The sequence below is a fragment of the Halobacterium noricense genome, from assembly GCF_021233435.1.
Classification (GTDB): domain Archaea; phylum Halobacteriota; class Halobacteria; order Halobacteriales; family Halobacteriaceae; genus Halobacterium; species Halobacterium noricense.
Genome location: NZ_CP089468.1, coordinates 148898 through 167236, shown reverse-complemented (window position 1 = coordinate 167236; position 18339 = coordinate 148898). Strand labels below are relative to the sequence as shown.

Here is an 18339-nt window from a genome sequence, read left to right as displayed (position 1 = left end):
TGTACGTGAGACATCGTGAACAGTCTGCTCGTGGCAGCGGTCGTCGGACTCGGCCTCGGCGCGTTCCTCCAGAAGGGGCGATTCTGCTTCGTGAACGCCTTCCGGGACTTCTTCGCGTACAAGGACTCCCGGGTGACGAAGGGCGTGCTCGCGGCGACCCTCCTCACGATGGTGTTCTGGGGCATCGCCTACCAACTAGGGTACTACCAGGGGCTCTGGACGCCAGCGTGGGGCCTCACCGGACTCGTCGGCGGCTTCATCTTCGGCGTCGGCATGACCTACGCCGGCGGCTGTGCGAGCGGCACGCTGTACCGCGCCGGCGAGGGCTACCTCCAGTTCTGGCTCACGCTCGCATTCATGGGCGTCGGCTACGCGGTGTTCACCGTCGCGTTCCCGACGCTCCAGAGCACGTACTTCGGCCCGCTGCAGTTCGGCGAGGGCGTCAGCCTCTTCACCGTCTCGCCGATTCCCGCGGGGCTGCTCGCGCTGCTCGTCGCCGCCGGCGTCACGCTCGTGTACGCGACGCTCGTCGGTCGCGGCGCGGCGAAGAAGGGCGACCCCGAGGAGCGCGCGACGGTCGCGTCCGCCCAGCTCTCGGGGCTGCTCGCGCCGGTCGTCGGCGCTCGGCAGTTCGCCCGCGGCACCCGCCAGTACGTCCGCGGCCTCGCGGCGGCGTGGCGAACGCCCGTCGCGTCCAGCAAGCGGCCGTGGGACCCGCGGACCGCCGCGCTCGGCATCACCACGGTCGCCGTCCTCTGGTTCACGCAGGTCTCCATCGTCGGCGTTACCGGGCCGGAAGCCCGCTGGACCGGATACCTGCTCTCGCAGGTCGGCGTCGACGCCGGGAGCTTCGAGTACTGGGGGGCCATCCTCTTCCGCGGCGCGGGCGTCGGCGTCACCACCGACATGGTGATGATCGGGTTCGTCATCGTCGGTGCCGGCCTCGCGGCCGCGTGGAGCGGCGACTTCTCGATTCGCGTGCCGAAGCGCCGCCGGCTCCCGAACGCAATCGTCGGCGGCTTCATGATGGGCGCGGGCTCCCGGCTCGCCCCCGGCTGCAACATCGGGAACATCTACTCCGGCATCGCCGAACTGTCGGTGCACTCCTTTATCGCGGCCGCCGGCATCGTGCTCGGCGTCTACGTGATGACCCACTGGATCTACCGCGAAGTCGGCTGCGCGATCTGAATCGCCCGCCAACTGACCACACCAACACACACTCATGCCATCCATCGACGACGTCACCGACGCACCCGACGAACTGTCCGACGAAGAAGCCCAGTCGCTGTTCGAGCAGGCCGACGAAGTCCAGGACATGATGGGCGAAGTCTGCCCGTACCCGCAGGTCGAGGCGAAGAAAGGGCTCCAGAACCTCGACGAGGGCGACCTCCTCGTGCAGGAGACCGACCACGTCCCGTGCACGGAGAACGTCCCACGCGCCGTCGGCGACGACGCCGACGCCCGCGTCTGGCGCAGCGGCGACGGCGTCTACCGCATCTACCTCGAAAAGCGATGAGCGGGGACGTCGACACCGTCGACCCGGAAACGGTTCGCGAGCGCCTCGACGCCGGCGACGACGACTTCGACCTCGTGGACATCCGCGAAGCCGACGCCTACGAGGACGGCCACCTCCCGGGGGCCGAACATCTCACCGTCGAAGAACTCGAAGCCGTGGTCGCCGAGCGCGACTGGAACGACGAGGTCGTCGTCTACTGTTACGTCGGCCAGACCTCGGTGCAGGCCGCGCGCCTCGTCGAGGAGTACGGGAACGCCGACGCCGTCGCGAGCATGGACGGCGGCTACGAGACGTGGGCAGAGGACGTCGAACCGCTCGCGAACGCCGACTGACTGCCGCGTCTGACGCAAGAACTATGCACGCGGCGACCCCCTCTTTCCGCCATGGGCTTCATGGACAAGATTCTCGGCGGGAGCGGGAGTTCCACCGAGGATTACGTGGAACTAGACGTCGAGGACTTCGACACGAACGGCGGCGAGGCGAGCGTCACCGTCCACATCGCGGAAATCGACGGACAGGAGGACGTCATCGCCATCAAGGACGCCGTCTACGACGGCGACGTGGTCATCGCGGACATCACGCGCCTCCGCACGGAGGACCGCACGGTCGAACACATCGTCGACGAACTCCGGCAGGTCGCCCAGGAGGTCGGCGGCGACATCGTCCAGAAGGGCGACGACCAGCTCATCGTCGTGCCGAACGGGCTCGCCATCAGCCGGACGAAACTCAACCGGCAGTGACTTCTCCCACGACTAAAGTCGTGGACTTCCCTCACTGAGGGTTAGGCCCACGTCTTCTGGATCTAGGGAGTTCGCAGGTTCTGTCTCACCGTTTGGTCCCTTGAGTACGACCTGCGTTTCGGGCTGAGCCACAACAGCCCCCGCCGTCGATAGCGGGCTCTGGATGTCCTTACCGACGGCTCGTTGACCGATGTTCGACGCGCCATTCTTGTCCGCATTATCCTCTAACCCACAGTCATGGCACTCGAGACGCCCCTGAACCTCACGACGCGTGTTCTGGGAGCCACATCGCCAGCACGTCACAGATGTATTGTACTCTTCGACTGGAATGCACTCTCGACCGTCGAGGTGGGCTTTGTACGTGAGGATATTCGCCAGCTTCGCATACGGCATCTTGTGGGTCTTGTCGTTGACGTACCGTCCCTCATCGTTGTCGAAGCGCAACCCAGTCATATCACCGAACACAATAACCGCGTTACGCTCGCGAGCGCGAGCGACGAGTTCGTTCGCCACCTGATGCAACTCGTGCTCGACCGTCCGCGACTCCTTGTCACCGATGCGTTCGATGACCTGCGCTCCCGAGCGGACTTTCTCTTTCCCGATGCTTTTGCGGAGTTGTTTGTAGTGTTCACGGACACGCCGGACTTCAGCGCCGTGGAACTGCGTGTCGCGGTCGGAGAGGAACGTACTGACGGCGATCCACTTCGCGCCCATATCAACGGCGAGAACGTCGTCATACTCGTCTGCAACGGCCACAGACCGTTCGCAAACGAGGTGGACGTACCACTCGCCGTCTCGATAGACGAGTTCCGAATCACAGATGTACTCCTCGCGGAGCAAGTGCGTGTCCTTCTCGGGGACATGAACGGGCACCCAGATGCTGTCACCCTGTTCTTTGACGGGATTGTAGACAGGGAGTTTGAACCACCACGACGACAGAACCGTTTCTTCGTCGTGTTCGATGGCGATACAGTCGTTGCGGAGGACAACCGGTTGCTCGGTGTCCTCGCGTGGGTTCTTGTTCGACCGGACTTTCCCCGCCTGTTGGCTGGTGGCGGAGTAGAGATTCGCGTTGTTGTCACCGTCGACGGCATCTTGGAACGCGGCGTATTCGCGTTCGACGAGTCGGGCTTTCCGCTCGGTGAGCGAGTGGAGTTTCACCCTTACCGTTGTGGTGACGTCGCGGTGCATCGTTATTGGCCGGTCTGTGCTTCGATGTATTCCTCGATGACCTCGCCTGACACCTCGCCCGCACTGGAGACGAAGTACGAGCGCGTCCACAGCGACGGAAGGCCGAAGTCGAACTCCTCGCGGAGGTTGCGCGAGGTGTAGCCCTTGACCTGTTGGATGATTTTGTTCGGGGCGAGTTTCGGATTGCCCGTGATGAACAAGTGGACGTGGTCGGGCTGGATTGCCAGCTGGAGGATGTCGAGGTCGAGTTCGTCGGCTTTCTCCTTAATGAGGACTTCGAGGCGGTCGGCAACCTCGTCGGTCAGCACCGGCTTACGGTACTTCGGGCACCACACGAAGTGGTAGTGGAGGTTGTGTACCGACGTTCGCTCTCGACTATACCCACGTGGCATACCGTTAGATAGACATCATTCTATATTAGGTGTTATGGTTCCATCAACCCCTAGTCGGCTATCGAGAATTGATCGTGGCGTATGTGGTTGGATTCATCTCACGACTGAAGTCGTGGGCTTTCTCCTCGAATTCCTGTAAGCGGGCAGCTACCGAGCGTCGCATCGTCCGCGAGAAGAACGACAGTACTGTTCTCGAAATTCGGGTTACGAGACGTCGTCGGGAGTGTCGGCGTCGTCTTCGACGGAGCGCTTCATCGAGTCGCGGCGGGACTTGGCGTCACGGCCAGTCGCTTCGAGGAGGAAGTCGTTTTTCGCGTCGACGGCGTCCGCGGCGGCCTCGGCGTCGCCCTCCGCGATGACTTCCTCGGCGGGGCGCTCCTCGAAGTCGACCGCGAGCTTGTCCTTCTTCCCCGAGTACTCGACTGCGCCGGCGGTGATGCGCTCGAAGACCGGGTTGTCGGGGTCTTCGACGACGTAGAGGTCGCTGCCCTTGAACCCCTCCGTGTCTGTGATTTCGCCGAAGTAACCCTCGATTTCCGACTTGAGGTCGGGCATCCGCTCTTCGAGGTACTCGCCACGTCGCATCTTGTACTCTTTCATGAACGCGAGAAGGACAGCGAGGGGTTTAACGGCTTCGTCACCGGTCTTCGGCCAGGTAGCCGCGCTGGCACTCCGGGCAGATGTCGCCGGCGCGCAGGCTGGAGCCGGCGGCGTAGCGCTCGAAGCCACACTCCGGACAGTACAGCGCGAAGTCGAGTTCGTCGGCGGACTCGTCGTTGTCCAGCGGCCCCGCGCTCGTGAACCCGGTGTCGGCTTCGACGACGCCCTCCTCGGCACCGAACTCGAACGTCGAATCGTCGGTCTCGGTGGCACTCACTTCCGCGTCGACGTCGGCGGTCTCGGTCGCGTCGAAGCCCTCGTCCTCGCCGTCGGCGTCCGGCCACGCGCCGCGCTCGCGGTCGAGGTCCGTGGATTCCGACTCCGGCTGGGACTGGGGCTGTTCGACGTACTCGGTTTGTGTGCCCGACGATTCGGGCTCGCTGGCCGGGCCCGCGTCGACGACTTCCGCGTCGTCCTCGACGGGCTCCGGGTCGGGGTCGGCTTCCGGTTCGGCTGGCTCCTCCCACTGGTCGCTCCCCGGCTCGTCGCCGGCGTCGCCGTCGAGGATAACCGCGTCGTCCTCGTCGGGTTCGCCCGCCAGCGCGTCGTCGGTCTCCATCCCGGCCTCGGCCTGTTCGATGGCGTCGGTCGCCGACGTGAACGCGCCGCTCGCCGCGCCGCCGTCGTCGGCGGCCGTCGCGGGTTCACTCGTCGACTCTTCGGTCGTCGACTGGTCAGGCTCCGGGGCCGCGTCGGCGCGCTCGCGTCGCTCGGCCTGGAGAGACCGGACCTCCGTGTTCTCCGCAGTGACCTTCTCGGAGCCACACCGCGCGCACTCCTTGAGCTCGCGTTCAGTCACGACCACTTCGTCGCCGCGCTCCTCGCGGTCCCGCTCGACGAACGCCTCGCCGTAGTCGTGTCCGAGCAGGGAGCACCTGAGACCCATTAGGACGGCAGTATCCGAGCCAGCGGCAAAAGACTACCGCTCGGGGATACTGCTAAGGCGACGGCGGCCATCGGTCGACGTATGCACGTCAAACCCGAGTATCGCGACCGACCGGAGACGGAGGTGGCGGTACTCGACGCGCTCGTCGACCGGCCGAGCGAGGGGATGACGCTGTTCGAGCTGCGCTCGCACGTCGACGCGAGCATCGACGACCTGGAGGACGCGCTCGGCGCGCTGAAGGCCGACGACCTCATCGACGCAGAGGAGACCGACGGCCGGACGGTGTTCACCGCCGACGACCGCATCTTCCCCGACGGCGACGAGCAGACCGAGCCGTCGATTCTGGACGAACTCCGGCGGCGCATCGGGCTGTAGCAACGGACACCGGAACCCGGTGGGTTTACCCGCGCGAGCGCCGACTCTACGGGTAATGACAGTCGTCAGGGACCTCCACGAGGACCACGGCGCGTCGTTCCGCGACGTCGCGGGTCGCGCGCTCCCCGAGGAGTACGGCCGGCCCGAGCGCACGCACCGCGCGGTGCGCAACGTCGTCGGCGTCACCGAGCACGCCTTCGACGTGGTCGTCGTCACGGGCGAGGACCGCCACGAGTTCGTCGACGACACCGTCACCAACCACGTCCCCACGGCGGACGGCGAGGGGGCGTACGCGCTTCTGTTGGACCCGCAGGGCCGGATTCGCGTGGACTGTTACGCGTTCGCGACCGGCGACAGCCTGCTCGTGTTCTTCCCGGCCGGCGAGGGCGAGGCCATCGCTGAGGAGTGGAGCGAGCGGACGTTCGTCCAGGACGTCGACGTCGAGCACGCGACCGACCGCTTCGGCGTCTTCGGCGCGCACGGCCCGAAAGCCACGGAGAAGATAGCGAGCGTGCTCGGCGGCGCGAGCCCGCCCGAGGAGCCGCTGACGTTCGTGCGCGGCGCGATGGAGGAGGGCGTGACGGTCATCCGCGACGACGACCTCGCGGGCGAGGAGGGCTACCTCGTCGTCTGCGCGGCCGCCGACGCCGACCCCGTCTTCGAGACGCTGGTCGTCCGCGGGCTGAACGCCACGCCGTTCGGCCGGCGGACGTGGGAGACGCTCACGCTGGAGGCCGGGACGCCGCTGTTCGAGACGGAACTGGAAGGCCGGGTCCCGAACGTGCTCGGCCTCGGCAACGCCGTCGACTACGAGAAGGGCTGTTTCGTCGGGCAGGAGGTCGTCTCGAAGGTGAAGAACCGCGGCCGGCCGAGCAGCCGGCTGGTGGGGCTCGTCGCCGAGGAACTTCCCGACGCGGGCGCAGCCGTCGCGCAGGACGGCGACGACGTCGGCGAAATCACGCGCGCAGTCGTCAGCCCGCTGCGCGAGGAGCCAATCGCGTTCGCCGAAGTGAACTACGACGTCGATGCCGGCAGCGTGACCGTCGAAACCGACGACGGCGACGCCGCTGCGGAGATTACGGACCTGCCGTTCGTCGAGTGCACGGGGCGCTCGGCGCGCCTCCCGACGTACGAGAACTAATTATCGCAGCAGCGCGCGCAACTGTTCGGCGGAGAAGAGGCTCGTCGGCTGGTCCATGTGGACGCCGATTTCCCCCTCGAACAGTCGCATCCCCGCGCGCTGAATCGGTTGGGGTGCGGAGTACCCCTTGCGGACGAGGTGGCCCAGTTGGATGTCGCGCCCGAGTTCGTCGCGCCACGCGTCCTCGTAGGCGGTGAGCGTCGTGGGGCGGTCGGGGTCGATTTCGCGCGCGGCGCAGTCCGCGGCCGTCATCCCGTAGAGGATGCCGCCGCCCGTGAACGGCTTCGTCTGACCGGCGGCGTCCCCGAGCAGGAACCCCCGCGTGCTCGTGACGATGTCCGGGGGACCGATTGGAATGATGCCCGAGCAGCGGTGCTCGATGTCGACGCCGTAGTCCTCGACGAACGCGTCGAACAGCCCGGGGACGTCCTCGCCGGGCGCGGCCGCGAGCCCGTACTCGACGCCGCCCTCGCCGCGGGGGATGCGCCACGCGAAGAACTCCGGGACCGTGAGGTGGACGTCCACGAACGCCTCGTGGTCGGGCTCGGGGTCGAACGCGAGCGCGCCGTGCAGGAACTCGTCCGGTTCCGGGAGGCCGAGTGCGTCCCGAACGCGCGAGCGCGGGCCGTCGCTCCCTGCGACCATCTTCGCGGTGACGTCGAAGGTCTCGTCGGGGCCGCGCACGGTGAGTTCAACGCGGTCGTTGAACTCCGAGACTTCCGTGACCGTATGCTGCTCGCGGACGTCGGCACCCGCGTCGCGGGCGGCGTCGGCGAGCACCTTGTCCAACTGCACGCGGTCGACGGCGTTCGAGATTGCCTCGTCCTCGTAGAACGGGTACGCCTCGGAGTCCGCGCCGCCGAGGTGGAAGCGCGCGCCCCGAATCTCGTTCTGGAAGAGGTCATCGCGGGCATCTTCGGGAACACCGCCAGAACGCTCCGAGTTCTGCCGAGCTCCAGAGTCCCGGGATTCTGGAACGTAGTCCCAGACGTCGAGGCTGACGTGGCCCGAGCACGCCAGCGGCTTCCCGAGTTCGCCCTGCTCGAAGGCGACCACGTCGTAGCCGCGTTCGGCCGCACGGCGCGCGAACCGCGCACCCGCGGGGCCGACGCCGACGACCGCGAAGTCGTACATTACTGTCGCGTACGGCGCGAGAGCGAAAAGAGGCTTCGCTTAGTAGCCGAGCGTCTCCTCGACGAGCACGACGGTCGTGCGACCCTCGGTCCCCTCCTGACGGTAGATGAGTTCCTTCGAGGGCGCGCTCTCGACGCCGTAGGCGTCCTGGGCGCGCTGGTTCTCGAACTCGTAGGCGTACTCGTGGAGGCGCTCGCGGGCGGCCTCGACGTCCTCGACGACCTTGTTGACGCCGGCGACGAGCAGGAGGTGCTTCGCGGCGAACGGGTACGCGCCGACGCGACTCCCGGAGAGGTCCGCGGCGACGAGCGCGCCCGTCTGGGCGACGCCGTTCACGCCGCCGAGGAAGTAGTCCGCGGTCTGGGCGTCGCGGCGCGCGGCGTCGCGCTCCTCGTCGTCGTCGATGCTCCAGATCTCCGCGGCGAGGTCCTCCCAATCGTGGTCGCCGTCGTCGAGGTATTCGTCGAACCCGACTTCTTCGAGGGTCGTGGAGTGGCCGTTCATCACGGACGCGCCGTCGGGAATCTCGTCGACGAGCACGTCGAGGGCCGCCGCGGCGTCCTCGACGACTTCGACGTCGAAGCCGTGGGCTTCGAGGTTCTCGACGGCTTCCGTAAGTTCGTCGGCTGTCGGGTGGCTATCCCAGTCGTCGTCCACGTCGACGTCGTCGACGTAGTCGGCTTTCTGCTGGCTCACGTACGAGCAGTGTGGCTTCGCGGGAAAGAACGTGCGGGCATCGGCGAGTCGCGCCCGAACGAGTAACCCCGGCGTCACCGGGTTAGTACGGAGTTACCACCAGTCGAGCAACTGATTTCGCCGTTCGAGGTACGTCGGGTCGAGGAGGTCGGAACCGACGTCGACACGTTCGCCGTCCCGTTGAACGAGTGTTCGGCGGAGAAGGTCGCTGTCCGTCTCAAAGGACGGAGCAACGCGGAGGCGGAAGTCGGTATCGAGCGTGTACAGTCCCGCGTCGAACGCCGCGTGGTGGGTCTTGTCGAGTGCGACGACGTTGCCCGGGTCCGTGCGTAGCGACTCGTGGTCGCTCCAAGACAGCACGTGTGCGACATCGAGCAGTCGCGGGTGATCGACGCCGGAAACCGGGCACATGGCGTCGTATCGTGCGAGGACAGCCTCCCGAAATGCCGTCGGCAACGACCGAGCACCGACTGCCGTTTCGTATTCGCGGGCCTCGTACGCCCAGCCATCGTCATCCGAGTCGGCGCTACCACCCGGTCCATCGGCGCCGACTGGTTCCGCTGCGTCGTCCAATTCAAGGATCCGGTAGGTGCCGTCGCCGTCGACGAACGCAATCTCGCCGCGCTCGCCGAGCTGTTGAAGTACCTGACGGAGCTTCGCCTCCCGATTGTGGTTGTCGGGGAACTCATTACGGAGCACCGGGAGCATCTGATCGTACAGTTCCTGTAACTCGACGACCCGCCACCCAGTGTCGTCGCGGTACCGAGCGAGTTCCCGCCGGACGACGCGGCGCCATCGCGACATGGCGTCCGCTTCGGATCCTCCGATCTAAAGCCTTCGGAGGAGGTGACCGTGCGACTCGTCGATAAGCGAGGAAGACCGAACGTGGTTAATCGTCGACCGCCGGCGCCGCTTGTTCGTCCTTCGCGGGCTTCTCACGGTCGCTGCGCGGGCCTTCGAGGTCCACGCTCGGGAGTTTGTCGCGGAGGTAGCGCCCGGTGTGGCTGGCGTCGTTGCGCGCGACTTCCTCCGGGGTGCCGGCGGCCACGAGGTCGCCGCCGTGTTCGCCGCCCTCGGGGCCGAGGTCGACGACGTGGTCGGCGTTCTTCACGAGGTCGAGCTCGTGCTCGATGACGACCACGGTGTTGCCGCGGTCGGTGAGCCGCTGGAGGACTTCGACGAGCTTGCGCTCGTCGGCGCTGTGGAGGCCCGTCGTGGGCTCGTCCAGCAGGTAGAGGGTGTCGCCGGAGTCCTTCTTCCCGAGTTCCTCGGCGAGCTTGACGCGCTGGGCCTCCCCGCCCGACAGGGTGGTCGACGGCTGGCCGAGCTTCATGTAGTCGAGGCCGACGTCCATCAGGAGTTTGAGGCGGCGGCCCAGGCGGCTGTCCGCCTCGAAGAAGTCGTGAGCCTCCTCGACGCTCATGTCGAGGACGTCCGCGATGGTCGCGTCCTTGAACGTGACGTCCAGCGTCTCGTCGTTGTAGCGCGCGCCCCCACACTCCTCGCAGGGGACGTGGACGTCCGAGAGGAAGTTCATCTCGATCTTCTGGGTGCCCTGCCCGCCGCAGGCCTCACAGCGCCCGCCCTTCACGTTGAACGAGAACCGGCCCTTCTCGTAGCCGCGCTGCTTGGCGAGCTTGGTTTCGGCGAACTTCTCGCGGATGTAGTCGAAGATGCCCGTGTACGTCGCGGGGTTGGAGCGGGGCGTGCGGCCGATGGGCGACTGGTCGATGAGCCGCACCGTCTCGACGTTGTCGATTCCCTCGATGGCGTCGTGTTCGCCGGGGTCGACGCTGGTGTTGTCGTTCATCTCGCGGGCGAGGCCCTTGTAGAGGATGTCGTGCATCAGCGTGGATTTCCCGGAGCCCGAAACACCCGTAATCGCGGTGAATGCGCCGATGGGGAGGTCGATGTCGAGGTCGCGGAGGTTGTGCTGGCGCGCGCCCTCGATGGTGATCGCGTCCTCCCAGTCGCGGCGCTCCTCGGGGACGGGAATTTGCTTGCGGCCCGCGAGGTAGTCCCCGGTGATGGAGTCCTCGGCGGCCATGAGGTCCTCGACGTCGCCGTTCGCGACGACGTCGCCGCCGTGCCGGCCCGGCCCAGGGCCCATGTCCACGACGTTGTCCGCGCGCCGCATCGTCTCCTCGTCGTGCTCGACGACGACGAGCGTGTTCCCGAGGTCGCGGAGTTCTTCGAGGGTGTTCAGGAGGCGGTCGTTGTCGCGCTGGTGGAGCCCAATCGAGGGCTCGTCGAGGACGTACAGCACGCCCACGAGCCCCGAGCCAATCTGGGTGGCGAGCCGGATGCGCTGGCTCTCCCCGCCGGAGAGCGTGGAGGCCTCGCGGTCGAGCGTGAGGTACTCCAGGCCGACCTCGGTCATGAAGCCGAGGCGCGCGCGAATCTCCTTGAGAATCTCCTCGGCGATCTTGCGGTCACGGTCGTCGAAGCGCGCCTCCATCCCCTCGAAGTGTTTGAGGGCGTCGCCGATGCTCATGCGGTTGACTTCGGTGATGGGCGTGTCGTCGACGAGCACCGCGCGGGACTCGGGCTTGAGGCGCGTGCCGTCACACGCCGGGCACGTTGTGACGGACATGTACTCCTCGATGTGGTCGCGGGTGCTCTCGGAGTCGGTCTCGACGTAGCGGCGTTCGAGGTTCGGGATGACGCCCTCGAAGGGCTTCTCCTTGCGTCGCACGCCGTTCTTCGTGTTGCGCTTGAAGACGACGTCCTCGGTGGTGCCGTAGAGGAACGCCTGCTGGACGTTCGCGTCGAGGTCCTCGAACGGCGTGTCGAGACTGATGCCGAAGTGCTCGGCGACCGAGTCGAGGCGCGTCTGGTAGTACGAGCGGTTGTAGCTCCACGCCTCGAAGACGTGCTTGACGGGCTTTCTCTCGTCGACGACGACGAGGTCCTCGCTGACCTCCTTCGTGTTTCCGATGCCCTCACACTCCGGGCACGCCCCGTGCGGGCTGTTGAAGGAGAACGAGCGCGTCTCGATTTCGCTGATGTCGATGCCGCAGTGCGTACAGGCCAGGTCCTCGCTGAACTCCACGACGAAGCGGTCGCGCGCCTCGCCGGCCAAATCGCCCGTCGAGCGCGCCGTCGCGCCGCCGAGTTCGAGGTCGTCGTCAGCGTCGGGGACGATGACTTTCAGGACGCCGTCGGCTTCGTCGAGGGCGGTCTCGACGCTGTCGTTGATGCGCGAGCGGGTGTCCTCGCTGACTGCGACGCGGTCGACGACGACGTCGACGGTGTGGTCGTAGTTCTCGTCGAGGTCGGGGCGGTCGTACGCGAGGTCGTAGCTCTCGCCGTCGACCTCCACGCGAGAGTACCCCTCGCTGACGAGGTCGTCGAAGCGGTCCTCGAAGGCGCCCTTCTGGTCGCGGACGACCGGCGCTGCGATTTTCGCCTTCGTGCCCTCGGGGAGTTCGAGGATGCGGCGGACCATCTGCTGGGCGGACTGCTCGCCGACCTCGCGGCCGCACTCCGGACAGTGCGGGACGCCGACGCGGGCGTACAGCAGGCGGAGATAGTCGTGGAGTTCCGTGACGGTGCCGACCGTCGACCGGGGGTTGTTCGCGGCGTTCTTCTGGTCGATACTGATGGCGGGCGAGAGGCCCTCGACGGACTCGACCTGTGGCTTGTCCATCTGCCCGAGGAAGTTCCGGGCGTACGCCGACAGGCTCTCGATGTAGCGGCGCTGGCCCTCCGCGTAGATGGTCTGGAAGGCCAGCGACGATTTCCCCGACCCGGAGAGGCCGGTCACCACGTTCAGCGCCTCGCGTGGAATCTGTACGTCGAGGTCGGCGAGGTTGTTCTCCTCGGCCCCGCGGACCTCGATGTAGTCATCGCTCATTAGGCGTCTAGTACCGCACGAGCCAGTGAAGGTCTGTCGGTCGCGGTGGCCGCCTCGTGCGCGCGGGAGAGGTCCGGTGACGACAGCATCGTCGCGAACCCGTGTACACGTCGTCATCCATACGTGACAGTCGCGTGATGGCAGCGAAAAGGTCGGGCTGCCGGCAGCGCTCACTCTGCGACGTCGACCGCCTCGGCGTCCGCGAGGTCGCGCAAGCGCTCGGGCTCGATTGGCCAGACCGCGGTCGGCGTGCCGGCCGCCGCCCACACGCCGTCGTGGTCGAGGAGCGTGTCGTCCAGCAGGACGGGCACGTCCGTCGCGTGGCAGATGGGCGGCACGCCGCCGATGCTCCAGCCCGTCGCCTCCTTCACCTCGTCGGCTTCGGCCATGCGCGCGTCGCTGGCGTCTTCGTAGACCGCAACCTTCGAGAGGTCCACGCGGTTCGCACCGCTGGTCACCACGACGACGGGCTCGTTGTCGGCCACCACGACGATGCTGGACGCGATTTGTGCGACGTCGCAGCCGACCGCGTCCGCCGCGTCCGCCGCCGTCTTCGTCCCCTCGTCGAACTCGTGGACGTCCACGTCGACGCCGTACTCCTCGCGCGCCCGCTCGACGAACTCCGCGGCTCGCTCGTGCATGTACCGGCGTGACTGAGTGCGAGAGCAAAGGCGTACCGTTCTGCGCAATCGACGGACGGGGAGAAGTGGGTTCTTCCGTGCGAGCGCGGTAGTCGGCGTATGGCAACCGATTCCGTGCTCGCCCGCCTGCTCCCGGCAGCCGGGACGGCGTACCTCGTCTACCTCGCGACGCAGCCGCCGCCCGCGCGCTGGGTCGGGCTCGCGTGTCTGGCCGTCGTCACGCCGTTCCTCGTCGGCTGGGTGCTCGGGAACGTCTTCGGCGTCGGCCCGTGGAGCAGTCACTAACTGAATTCAGACGTCCTCGGGCAGCCACCCGCCGTACACGTACCTTTTTACTTCGTCGGGTCGCCTCCGGCGACCACTCCTCGCAAAAATCTACGCTAAAAACACCTGCCTCCGCGGGGCTGCGCCCCGCTCCGGCAGCGAACCGCTCGCTTCGCTCGCGGATGCTCGTAGGCGCTGAACAGCGCTACACGTCCTCGGGCAGCCACCCGCCGTCCACTTCGATATTTTCGCCGGAGATGTAGTCGGAGTCCTCGTCGCAGAAGAACCGGACTGCCTGCGCGATGTCGTCGATGGAGGCCCAGCGGCCGCGTGGCGCGTCCTCGGGGAACTTGTCGGAGGTCTCGACGACGTACGGGGAGACGGCGTTGACGGTGATGCCGTCGTCCTGGGTGTCCGCGGCGAGCATCCGCGTGAACATGAGCACGCCCTGTTTCGCGGCGAAGTACGGGAAGTTCTTCGGGGCGACGAGGCCCTTCTCGGCGGACGCGTAGCCGACGTTGACGATGCGGCCCCACTGCTGGCCGCGCATCCCGTCGAGCGCGCGCTTCGAGCAGAGGTACGTCCCCGTGAGGTTCGTGTGGAGGACGCGGTTCCACGTCTCGAAGTCGATGTCCTCCCAGTGGGCGGGCGCGAAGTCGCCGACGTTGTTCACGAGCACGTCCACGGTGCCGAGTTGGGTTTCCGCGGCGTCGAAGATGGCGTCCACGCCCTCCGGGTTCGTCACGTCGCCCTGGACGGGCGCGGCGGCGGGCGCGCCGCGTTCGCGGGCGTCGGCGGCGGTCTCGCTGGCGGCGACGTCGCTGCTGTGGTAGTGGACGGCGACGCTGGCACCGCAGTCGGCCAGCGACAGGCAGAGCGCGCGACCCAGTCCCTTCGCGCCGCCGGTGACCAGCGCGGTGCGGTCGGTCAAGTCGGGAGCGAGCATGCGTCGTACTCCCGTGTGGGCCGGGATATTCTTATGGGGTTGCCGGGACAGGCCGGAAACATGGCAATCGAGAACCTGTTGTTGGCGGTCGGGCCGACGGACGACCAGCGAATCGAGCCGCTGGCGCGCACAGCGACGGACATCGCCGGCCCTGCGGGTGCGACGGTGACGCTCGCGCACGTCTTCACGCGCGAGGAGTACGAGGACATCGCCGACAACCTCGGCTTCGAGGAGGGCGACGAGGTGACTGCCGACGTCGTGGCGCGCCGCCACGCGACGATTCGGGACCTCGAAGACCACCTGAGCGACGCGGGCGTCGACTACGGCGTGCGCGGCCACATCGGCGAGCACGGCGAGAGCATCGTCGCGCTCGCGGACGACGTGAACGCCGACATCGCGGTCGTCGGCGGGCGGAAGCGCTCGCCCGCCGGGAAGGCCGTCTTCGGCAGCACCGCTCAGACCGTGCTGCTGTCGGCCCCGTGCCCGGTGACGTTCGTGCGCAGCGACCACTGAGATGGACGCGACCGCCGAGGGCGGCACGGGCGGGCTGCTCGTCGTGGAACTGGACGCCGGGGAGTCCCTGCTCGCAGCGTCCGGCGCGCTCGTGGACTACGTCGGGAAGCTCCGCGTCGAGCGCGCTCGCGAGGGCGTGCTGCGGTCGGTGGCGAACGCCCGCGAGCGCCAGCGCACGCCCATTCGCGTGACCGCCGACGCGGCGACGACCGTGCGGTTCGCGCCGCCCCACCACGGCAACGTCGTCGCCGCGGACCTCGCCGACGACGACGTGGCAGCGACCCGCGAGGCGTTCGTCGCGGCGACCGGCGACGTCCGCGTGGGTGCCGACCGCGTCGGCGACGCCCCCGCTCGCGGCAGCGGCCTCTTCCTCACGACCGTCTCCGGCGGCGGAACGGCGTACCTCGCGGGCCGCGGGCGCGTCGAACGCGTGCCGCTACCCGAGGGCGAGGAGCGCGTCGTCGCAGCCGCGAACGTCGTCGCCTTCGACACGGACGCGGCGGTCTCCGTGGAGCGCGTCGGCGCAATCGAGGACGCAGCGCCGGTCTGTCGGATTCGCGGGCCGGCGACCGTCTGGACGGCGACGCGGCCCGCGCCCGGCGCGACGAACTAACGCGGCTGCGAGTGAAAACTGTGTAGTTAAGTGCGATGCCGGCCCTAATCGAGGTAGATGCCGTACTACGTCGGCGTTGACCTCGGCGCGACGAACCTACGCGCCGCCGTCGCAAACGACGACGCGACCGTCGTCGCCAGCGACAAGCGGCCGACGCCCCGTGGGCCGACGGGGATTCACGTCACGGAAGCCGTCCTCGACGCCGTGCGCGCGGCCTGCGAGGACGCCAGCGTCGACCCCGCAGAGGTGCGGGCCGCTGGAATCGGCAGCATCGGCCCGCTGGACCTCGCGGAGGGCACCATCGACGGCCCCGCGAACCTCCCGGACTCGGTCGGGACGGTCCCGCTCGTCGGGCCGATTTCGAACCTCATCGACTCCGAGCGCGTCTACCTCCACAACGACACCGTCGCGGGCGTCATCGGCGAGCGCTTCCACGCCGACAGCAACCCCGACGACATGGCGTACGTCACCATCTCCTCGGGCATCGGCGCGGGTGTCGCCGTCGACGGCAACGTCCTCGAAGGGTGGGACGGCAACGCCGGCGAACTCGGCCACATGCTCGTCGACCCGCAGGGCCGGCGGACGTGTGGCTGCGGGCGCGACGGCCACTGGGAGGCGTACTGCTCGGGGAACAACATCCCCGAGTACGCCCGCATGCTCGCCGAGGAGGACGCCAGCGTCGAGACCGCGCTCCCGCTGGACGACCCGGAGTTCTCCGCGAAGCACGTCTTCGAGCACGCGGGCACCGACGAGTTCGCCCGCCACGTCGTCGACCAAGTGGGCTTCTGGAACGCGATGGGCATCACGAACCTCGTGCAGTCGTACGCCCCGCTGGTCGTCTACGTCGGCGGCGCGGTCGCGCTCAACAACCCCGACCGCGTCCTCGACCCCATCCGCGAGTACCTCGACGACGGCGTGTTCAACAACGTCCCCGAGGTCCGGCTCACCTCGCTCGGCGACGACGTCGTGCTCCACGGCGCCGTCGCTTCCGCCATCACTGGTGGTACGGGCGAGCGAACGCGATAACCCCCTTCTCCGACTTCTCATCTCTCCGTCGCCCAAGCGAGTAACCGCACGACAGTAGCGAATGGACCAACCGACGGCCGCGGGGTGGACTGAAAGGGGCGGCACGGTCGCGTTCACTTGTTCGCTCGCGACGCAAGCACCGCAGGCCGAAGGCCGAGGAGCGCAGCGAGCGAGCGGACGCGACCGCGCCGGGGCTTTCGAGGAGGAAACAACGTGAACGAGAAGAGCAAGAGCGAGAACACCAGCAAATCAAGCAGAGCGAATGCCCGCAGGACTTTTCCACGCAACCGCCGGAGGGGGCGTATGCGACGACGAGACGTGCTCCGCGCGAGTGCCGCTACGGCCGCCCTCCCGCTCGCGAGTACGACTGTTTCATCTACCACCGGCCAGCAGTCGGCGTTCGATCCGCTGGGCGTGCTCGCCCTCGACGGAACCAAAGAGGTCGTGGTCGGCGACGCCGGGGAGACGGCGTACGTGGCGACGACCGACGGCATCGCGACCGTCGACATCTCCGACCCCGCCAATCCAGAACAGCTCGCTGGCGTCGCGCCGCTGCTAGACGACCACGAAAACGGGCCGATGCGGATGGTCTACGACGTGAAACTGGAAGGGGATACACTCATCGCGGTCGGGCCAGCGAACCCGACGCAGACCGAGACCGTGCAGGGCGTGGTCGTCTTCGACGTCAGCGACCCCGCGAACCCCCGGCAAACGGGGTTCCACGAGACCGAGTTCCCGATTCACAACGCCTACCTGCAGGACGGCGTCGCGTACCTCACGGAGAACGACGGCGCGAAGAATCCCGCCGTCTTCGTCGACGTCTCCGGGGACACCGTCGAGGAGGTCGGCAGGTGGTCGAACGTCGACTACGACGAGCGCTGGCAGGACGTCTACGCGGGAATGCGAGCGTGCCACGACCTCTACGTGCACGAGGACACGCTCTACATCGCGTACTGGGACGCGGGCACGTGGCTGGTGGACGTCAGCGACCCCGCGAACCCCGAGTACGTCAACCACTTCGGGCACTACAGCGTCGAGGACCTACAGGATATTCCCGCGGGAGAGGCCGGCGCCGAGAGCCTCTCCGTTCCCGGGAACGCCCACTACGTCGCGGTGAACGAGGACGCGTCCGTGCTCGCGTCCGGCGCGGAGGCGTGGGACGTCGACACCGACGACTCCGACCCGGGGCAGGGCGGCATCGACCTCTGGGACGTCAGCGACCCGCGGAATCCTGAGAAACTGGCGTTCATCGCGCCACCGCCGACACCCGACGGCACCCGCCAGGGGACGTGGACGACCAGCCACAACTTCGAGTTCCACGGCGACCGGCTGTACACGTCCTGGTACCAGGGCGGCGTGAAGCTGCACGACGTGAGCGACCCCGCCAATCCCGAGGAGTTGGCGTGGTGGCGGCAGCCCGAGGAAGCACGGTTCTGGACCGCGCAGTACGCCACCGACGAGGCGTTCGTCGCGGGGAACATGGGCGGGCAGACGTACGCGGCCGGCGTCTACACGTTCCCGAATCGCGCGGGCGAGCAGCCCGACCCGCCGACGCTCGAAACGACGACGGTGCCGACGAGCACCGCGACGGAGACGACCACGGCGACTGAGGCGGCGACGCCGACGGCGACCGAGACCACGACGACCGGCGAGTCAGGGAGTAGCGTCCCCGGGTTCGGCGCGCTCGCCGCGCTCGCTGGCGTCTCGGGGGCGGCGCTAGCGGCGTGGCGGCGGAACGACGACGCCTGA

Annotated in this window: 21 protein-coding genes; 11 read left to right on the top strand and 10 right to left on the bottom strand. The window is 67.6% G+C overall.

The window, feature by feature from the left end:
• Positions 1–12 precede the first annotated feature (12 nt).
• From LT974_RS00930 to LT974_RS00915, 4 genes are read left to right on the top strand one after another with little or no spacing between them, the layout of a single operon-like run.
• The gene (locus LT974_RS00930) at positions 13–1188 is read left to right on the top strand and encodes a YeeE/YedE family protein (protein ID WP_408611728.1); all 1176 of its coding nucleotides are present in this window, start codon (positions 13–15) and stop codon (positions 1186–1188) included.
• Positions 1189–1222: 34 nt separating this feature from the next.
• Positions 1223–1516, top strand: a complete 294-nt coding sequence (locus tag LT974_RS00925; RefSeq protein WP_232588746.1) for a sulfurtransferase TusA family protein — start codon at positions 1223–1225, stop codon at positions 1514–1516.
• Positions 1513–1848, top strand: a complete 336-nt coding sequence (locus LT974_RS00920; RefSeq protein WP_232588744.1) for a rhodanese-like domain-containing protein — start codon at positions 1513–1515, stop codon at positions 1846–1848. Before LT974_RS00925 ends, LT974_RS00920 begins: the two co-directional genes overlap by 4 nt.
• A gap of 51 nt (positions 1849–1899) precedes the next feature.
• Complete coding sequence (locus LT974_RS00915) at positions 1900–2256, top strand: cell division protein SepF (RefSeq protein ID WP_232588742.1); 357 nt, start codon at positions 1900–1902, stop codon at positions 2254–2256.
• Between the two features lie 12 nt (positions 2257–2268).
• Here LT974_RS00915 and LT974_RS00910 read toward each other — a convergent pair whose 3' ends face one another.
• The 4 genes from LT974_RS00910 to LT974_RS00895 form a co-directional block, all read right to left on the bottom strand.
• Positions 2269–3447: an RNA-guided endonuclease InsQ/TnpB family protein gene (locus LT974_RS00910; protein WP_408611691.1), complete on the bottom strand. Its 1179-nt coding sequence runs from the start codon at positions 3445–3447 to the stop codon at positions 2269–2271.
• Positions 3448–3449: 2 nt separating this feature from the next.
• Positions 3450–3839 (bottom strand): IS200/IS605 family transposase, encoded by a 390-nt coding sequence (gene tnpA / locus LT974_RS00905; protein ID WP_232588738.1) that lies wholly within the window; start codon positions 3837–3839, stop codon positions 3450–3452.
• A 204-nt stretch (positions 3840–4043) separates the two neighbouring features.
• A complete protein-coding gene (locus LT974_RS00900; protein ID WP_232588736.1) occupies positions 4044–4439 on the bottom strand; it encodes a DUF5611 family protein in 396 nt (131 codons plus the stop codon).
• A 37-nt stretch (positions 4440–4476) separates the two neighbouring features.
• On the bottom strand, positions 4477–5385 hold the full coding sequence (locus tag LT974_RS00895) for a DUF7093 family protein (protein WP_232588733.1): 909 nt from the start codon (positions 5383–5385) through the stop codon (positions 4477–4479).
• 81 nt (positions 5386–5466) lie between these two features.
• Between LT974_RS00895 and LT974_RS00890 the strand changes: the two genes are divergently transcribed.
• Positions 5467–5760 carry a DUF6432 family protein gene (locus LT974_RS00890; protein ID WP_232588731.1) on the top strand — a complete coding sequence of 98 codons (294 nt, stop codon included), beginning with the start codon at positions 5467–5469 and terminating at the stop codon, positions 5758–5760.
• A 55-nt stretch (positions 5761–5815) separates the two neighbouring features.
• Positions 5816–6901 carry a CAF17-like 4Fe-4S cluster assembly/insertion protein YgfZ gene (gene ygfZ, locus LT974_RS00885; protein ID WP_232588726.1) on the top strand — a complete coding sequence of 362 codons (1086 nt, stop codon included), beginning with the start codon at positions 5816–5818 and terminating at the stop codon, positions 6899–6901.
• Here ygfZ and LT974_RS00880 read toward each other — a convergent pair whose 3' ends face one another.
• The 5 genes from LT974_RS00880 to LT974_RS00860 form a co-directional block, all read right to left on the bottom strand.
• Positions 6902–8035 carry a geranylgeranyl reductase family protein gene (locus LT974_RS00880; RefSeq protein ID WP_232588725.1) on the bottom strand — a complete coding sequence of 378 codons (1134 nt, stop codon included), beginning with the start codon at positions 8033–8035 and terminating at the stop codon, positions 6902–6904.
• A 39-nt stretch (positions 8036–8074) separates the two neighbouring features.
• Positions 8075–8731 carry a lactate utilization protein gene (locus tag LT974_RS00875; protein WP_232588722.1) on the bottom strand — a complete coding sequence of 219 codons (657 nt, stop codon included), beginning with the start codon at positions 8729–8731 and terminating at the stop codon, positions 8075–8077.
• Positions 8732–8824: 93 nt separating this feature from the next.
• Positions 8825–9535 carry an HNH endonuclease gene (locus tag LT974_RS00870; RefSeq protein ID WP_232588720.1) on the bottom strand — a complete coding sequence of 237 codons (711 nt, stop codon included), beginning with the start codon at positions 9533–9535 and terminating at the stop codon, positions 8825–8827.
• Positions 9536–9620: 85 nt separating this feature from the next.
• A complete protein-coding gene (gene uvrA / locus LT974_RS00865) occupies positions 9621–12587 on the bottom strand; it encodes an excinuclease ABC subunit UvrA (RefSeq protein WP_232588718.1) in 2967 nt (988 codons plus the stop codon).
• Between the two features lie 170 nt (positions 12588–12757).
• Positions 12758–13228 (bottom strand): YbaK/EbsC family protein, encoded by a 471-nt coding sequence (locus tag LT974_RS00860; protein ID WP_232588717.1) that lies wholly within the window; start codon positions 13226–13228, stop codon positions 12758–12760.
• A 99-nt stretch (positions 13229–13327) separates the two neighbouring features.
• Between LT974_RS00860 and LT974_RS00855 the strand changes: the two genes are divergently transcribed.
• Complete coding sequence (locus LT974_RS00855; protein WP_232588715.1) at positions 13328–13513, top strand: hypothetical protein; 186 nt, start codon at positions 13328–13330, stop codon at positions 13511–13513.
• 184 nt (positions 13514–13697) lie between these two features.
• On the opposite strand, the gene LT974_RS00850 is transcribed toward LT974_RS00855, so the two are convergent.
• The gene (locus LT974_RS00850; RefSeq protein WP_232588714.1) at positions 13698–14438 is read right to left on the bottom strand and encodes an SDR family NAD(P)-dependent oxidoreductase; all 741 of its coding nucleotides are present in this window, start codon (positions 14436–14438) and stop codon (positions 13698–13700) included.
• Positions 14439–14498: 60 nt separating this feature from the next.
• Between LT974_RS00850 and LT974_RS00845 the strand changes: the two genes are divergently transcribed.
• The 4 genes from LT974_RS00845 to LT974_RS00830 all read left to right on the top strand — a co-directional run bounded on the left by LT974_RS00845 (position 14499) and on the right by LT974_RS00830 (position 18339).
• The gene (locus LT974_RS00845; RefSeq protein WP_232588712.1) at positions 14499–14951 is read left to right on the top strand and encodes a universal stress protein; all 453 of its coding nucleotides are present in this window, start codon (positions 14499–14501) and stop codon (positions 14949–14951) included.
• A gap of 1 nt (position 14952) precedes the next feature.
• Positions 14953–15564 (top strand): AIM24 family protein, encoded by a 612-nt coding sequence (locus tag LT974_RS00840; protein WP_232588710.1) that lies wholly within the window; start codon positions 14953–14955, stop codon positions 15562–15564.
• A gap of 57 nt (positions 15565–15621) precedes the next feature.
• Positions 15622–16590, top strand: coding sequence for an ROK family protein (locus LT974_RS00835; protein ID WP_232588708.1), 969 nt, complete (start codon positions 15622–15624; stop codon positions 16588–16590).
• A gap of 303 nt (positions 16591–16893) precedes the next feature.
• On the top strand, positions 16894–18339 hold the full coding sequence (locus tag LT974_RS00830; RefSeq protein WP_232588707.1) for a PGF-CTERM sorting domain-containing protein: 1446 nt from the start codon (positions 16894–16896) through the stop codon (positions 18337–18339).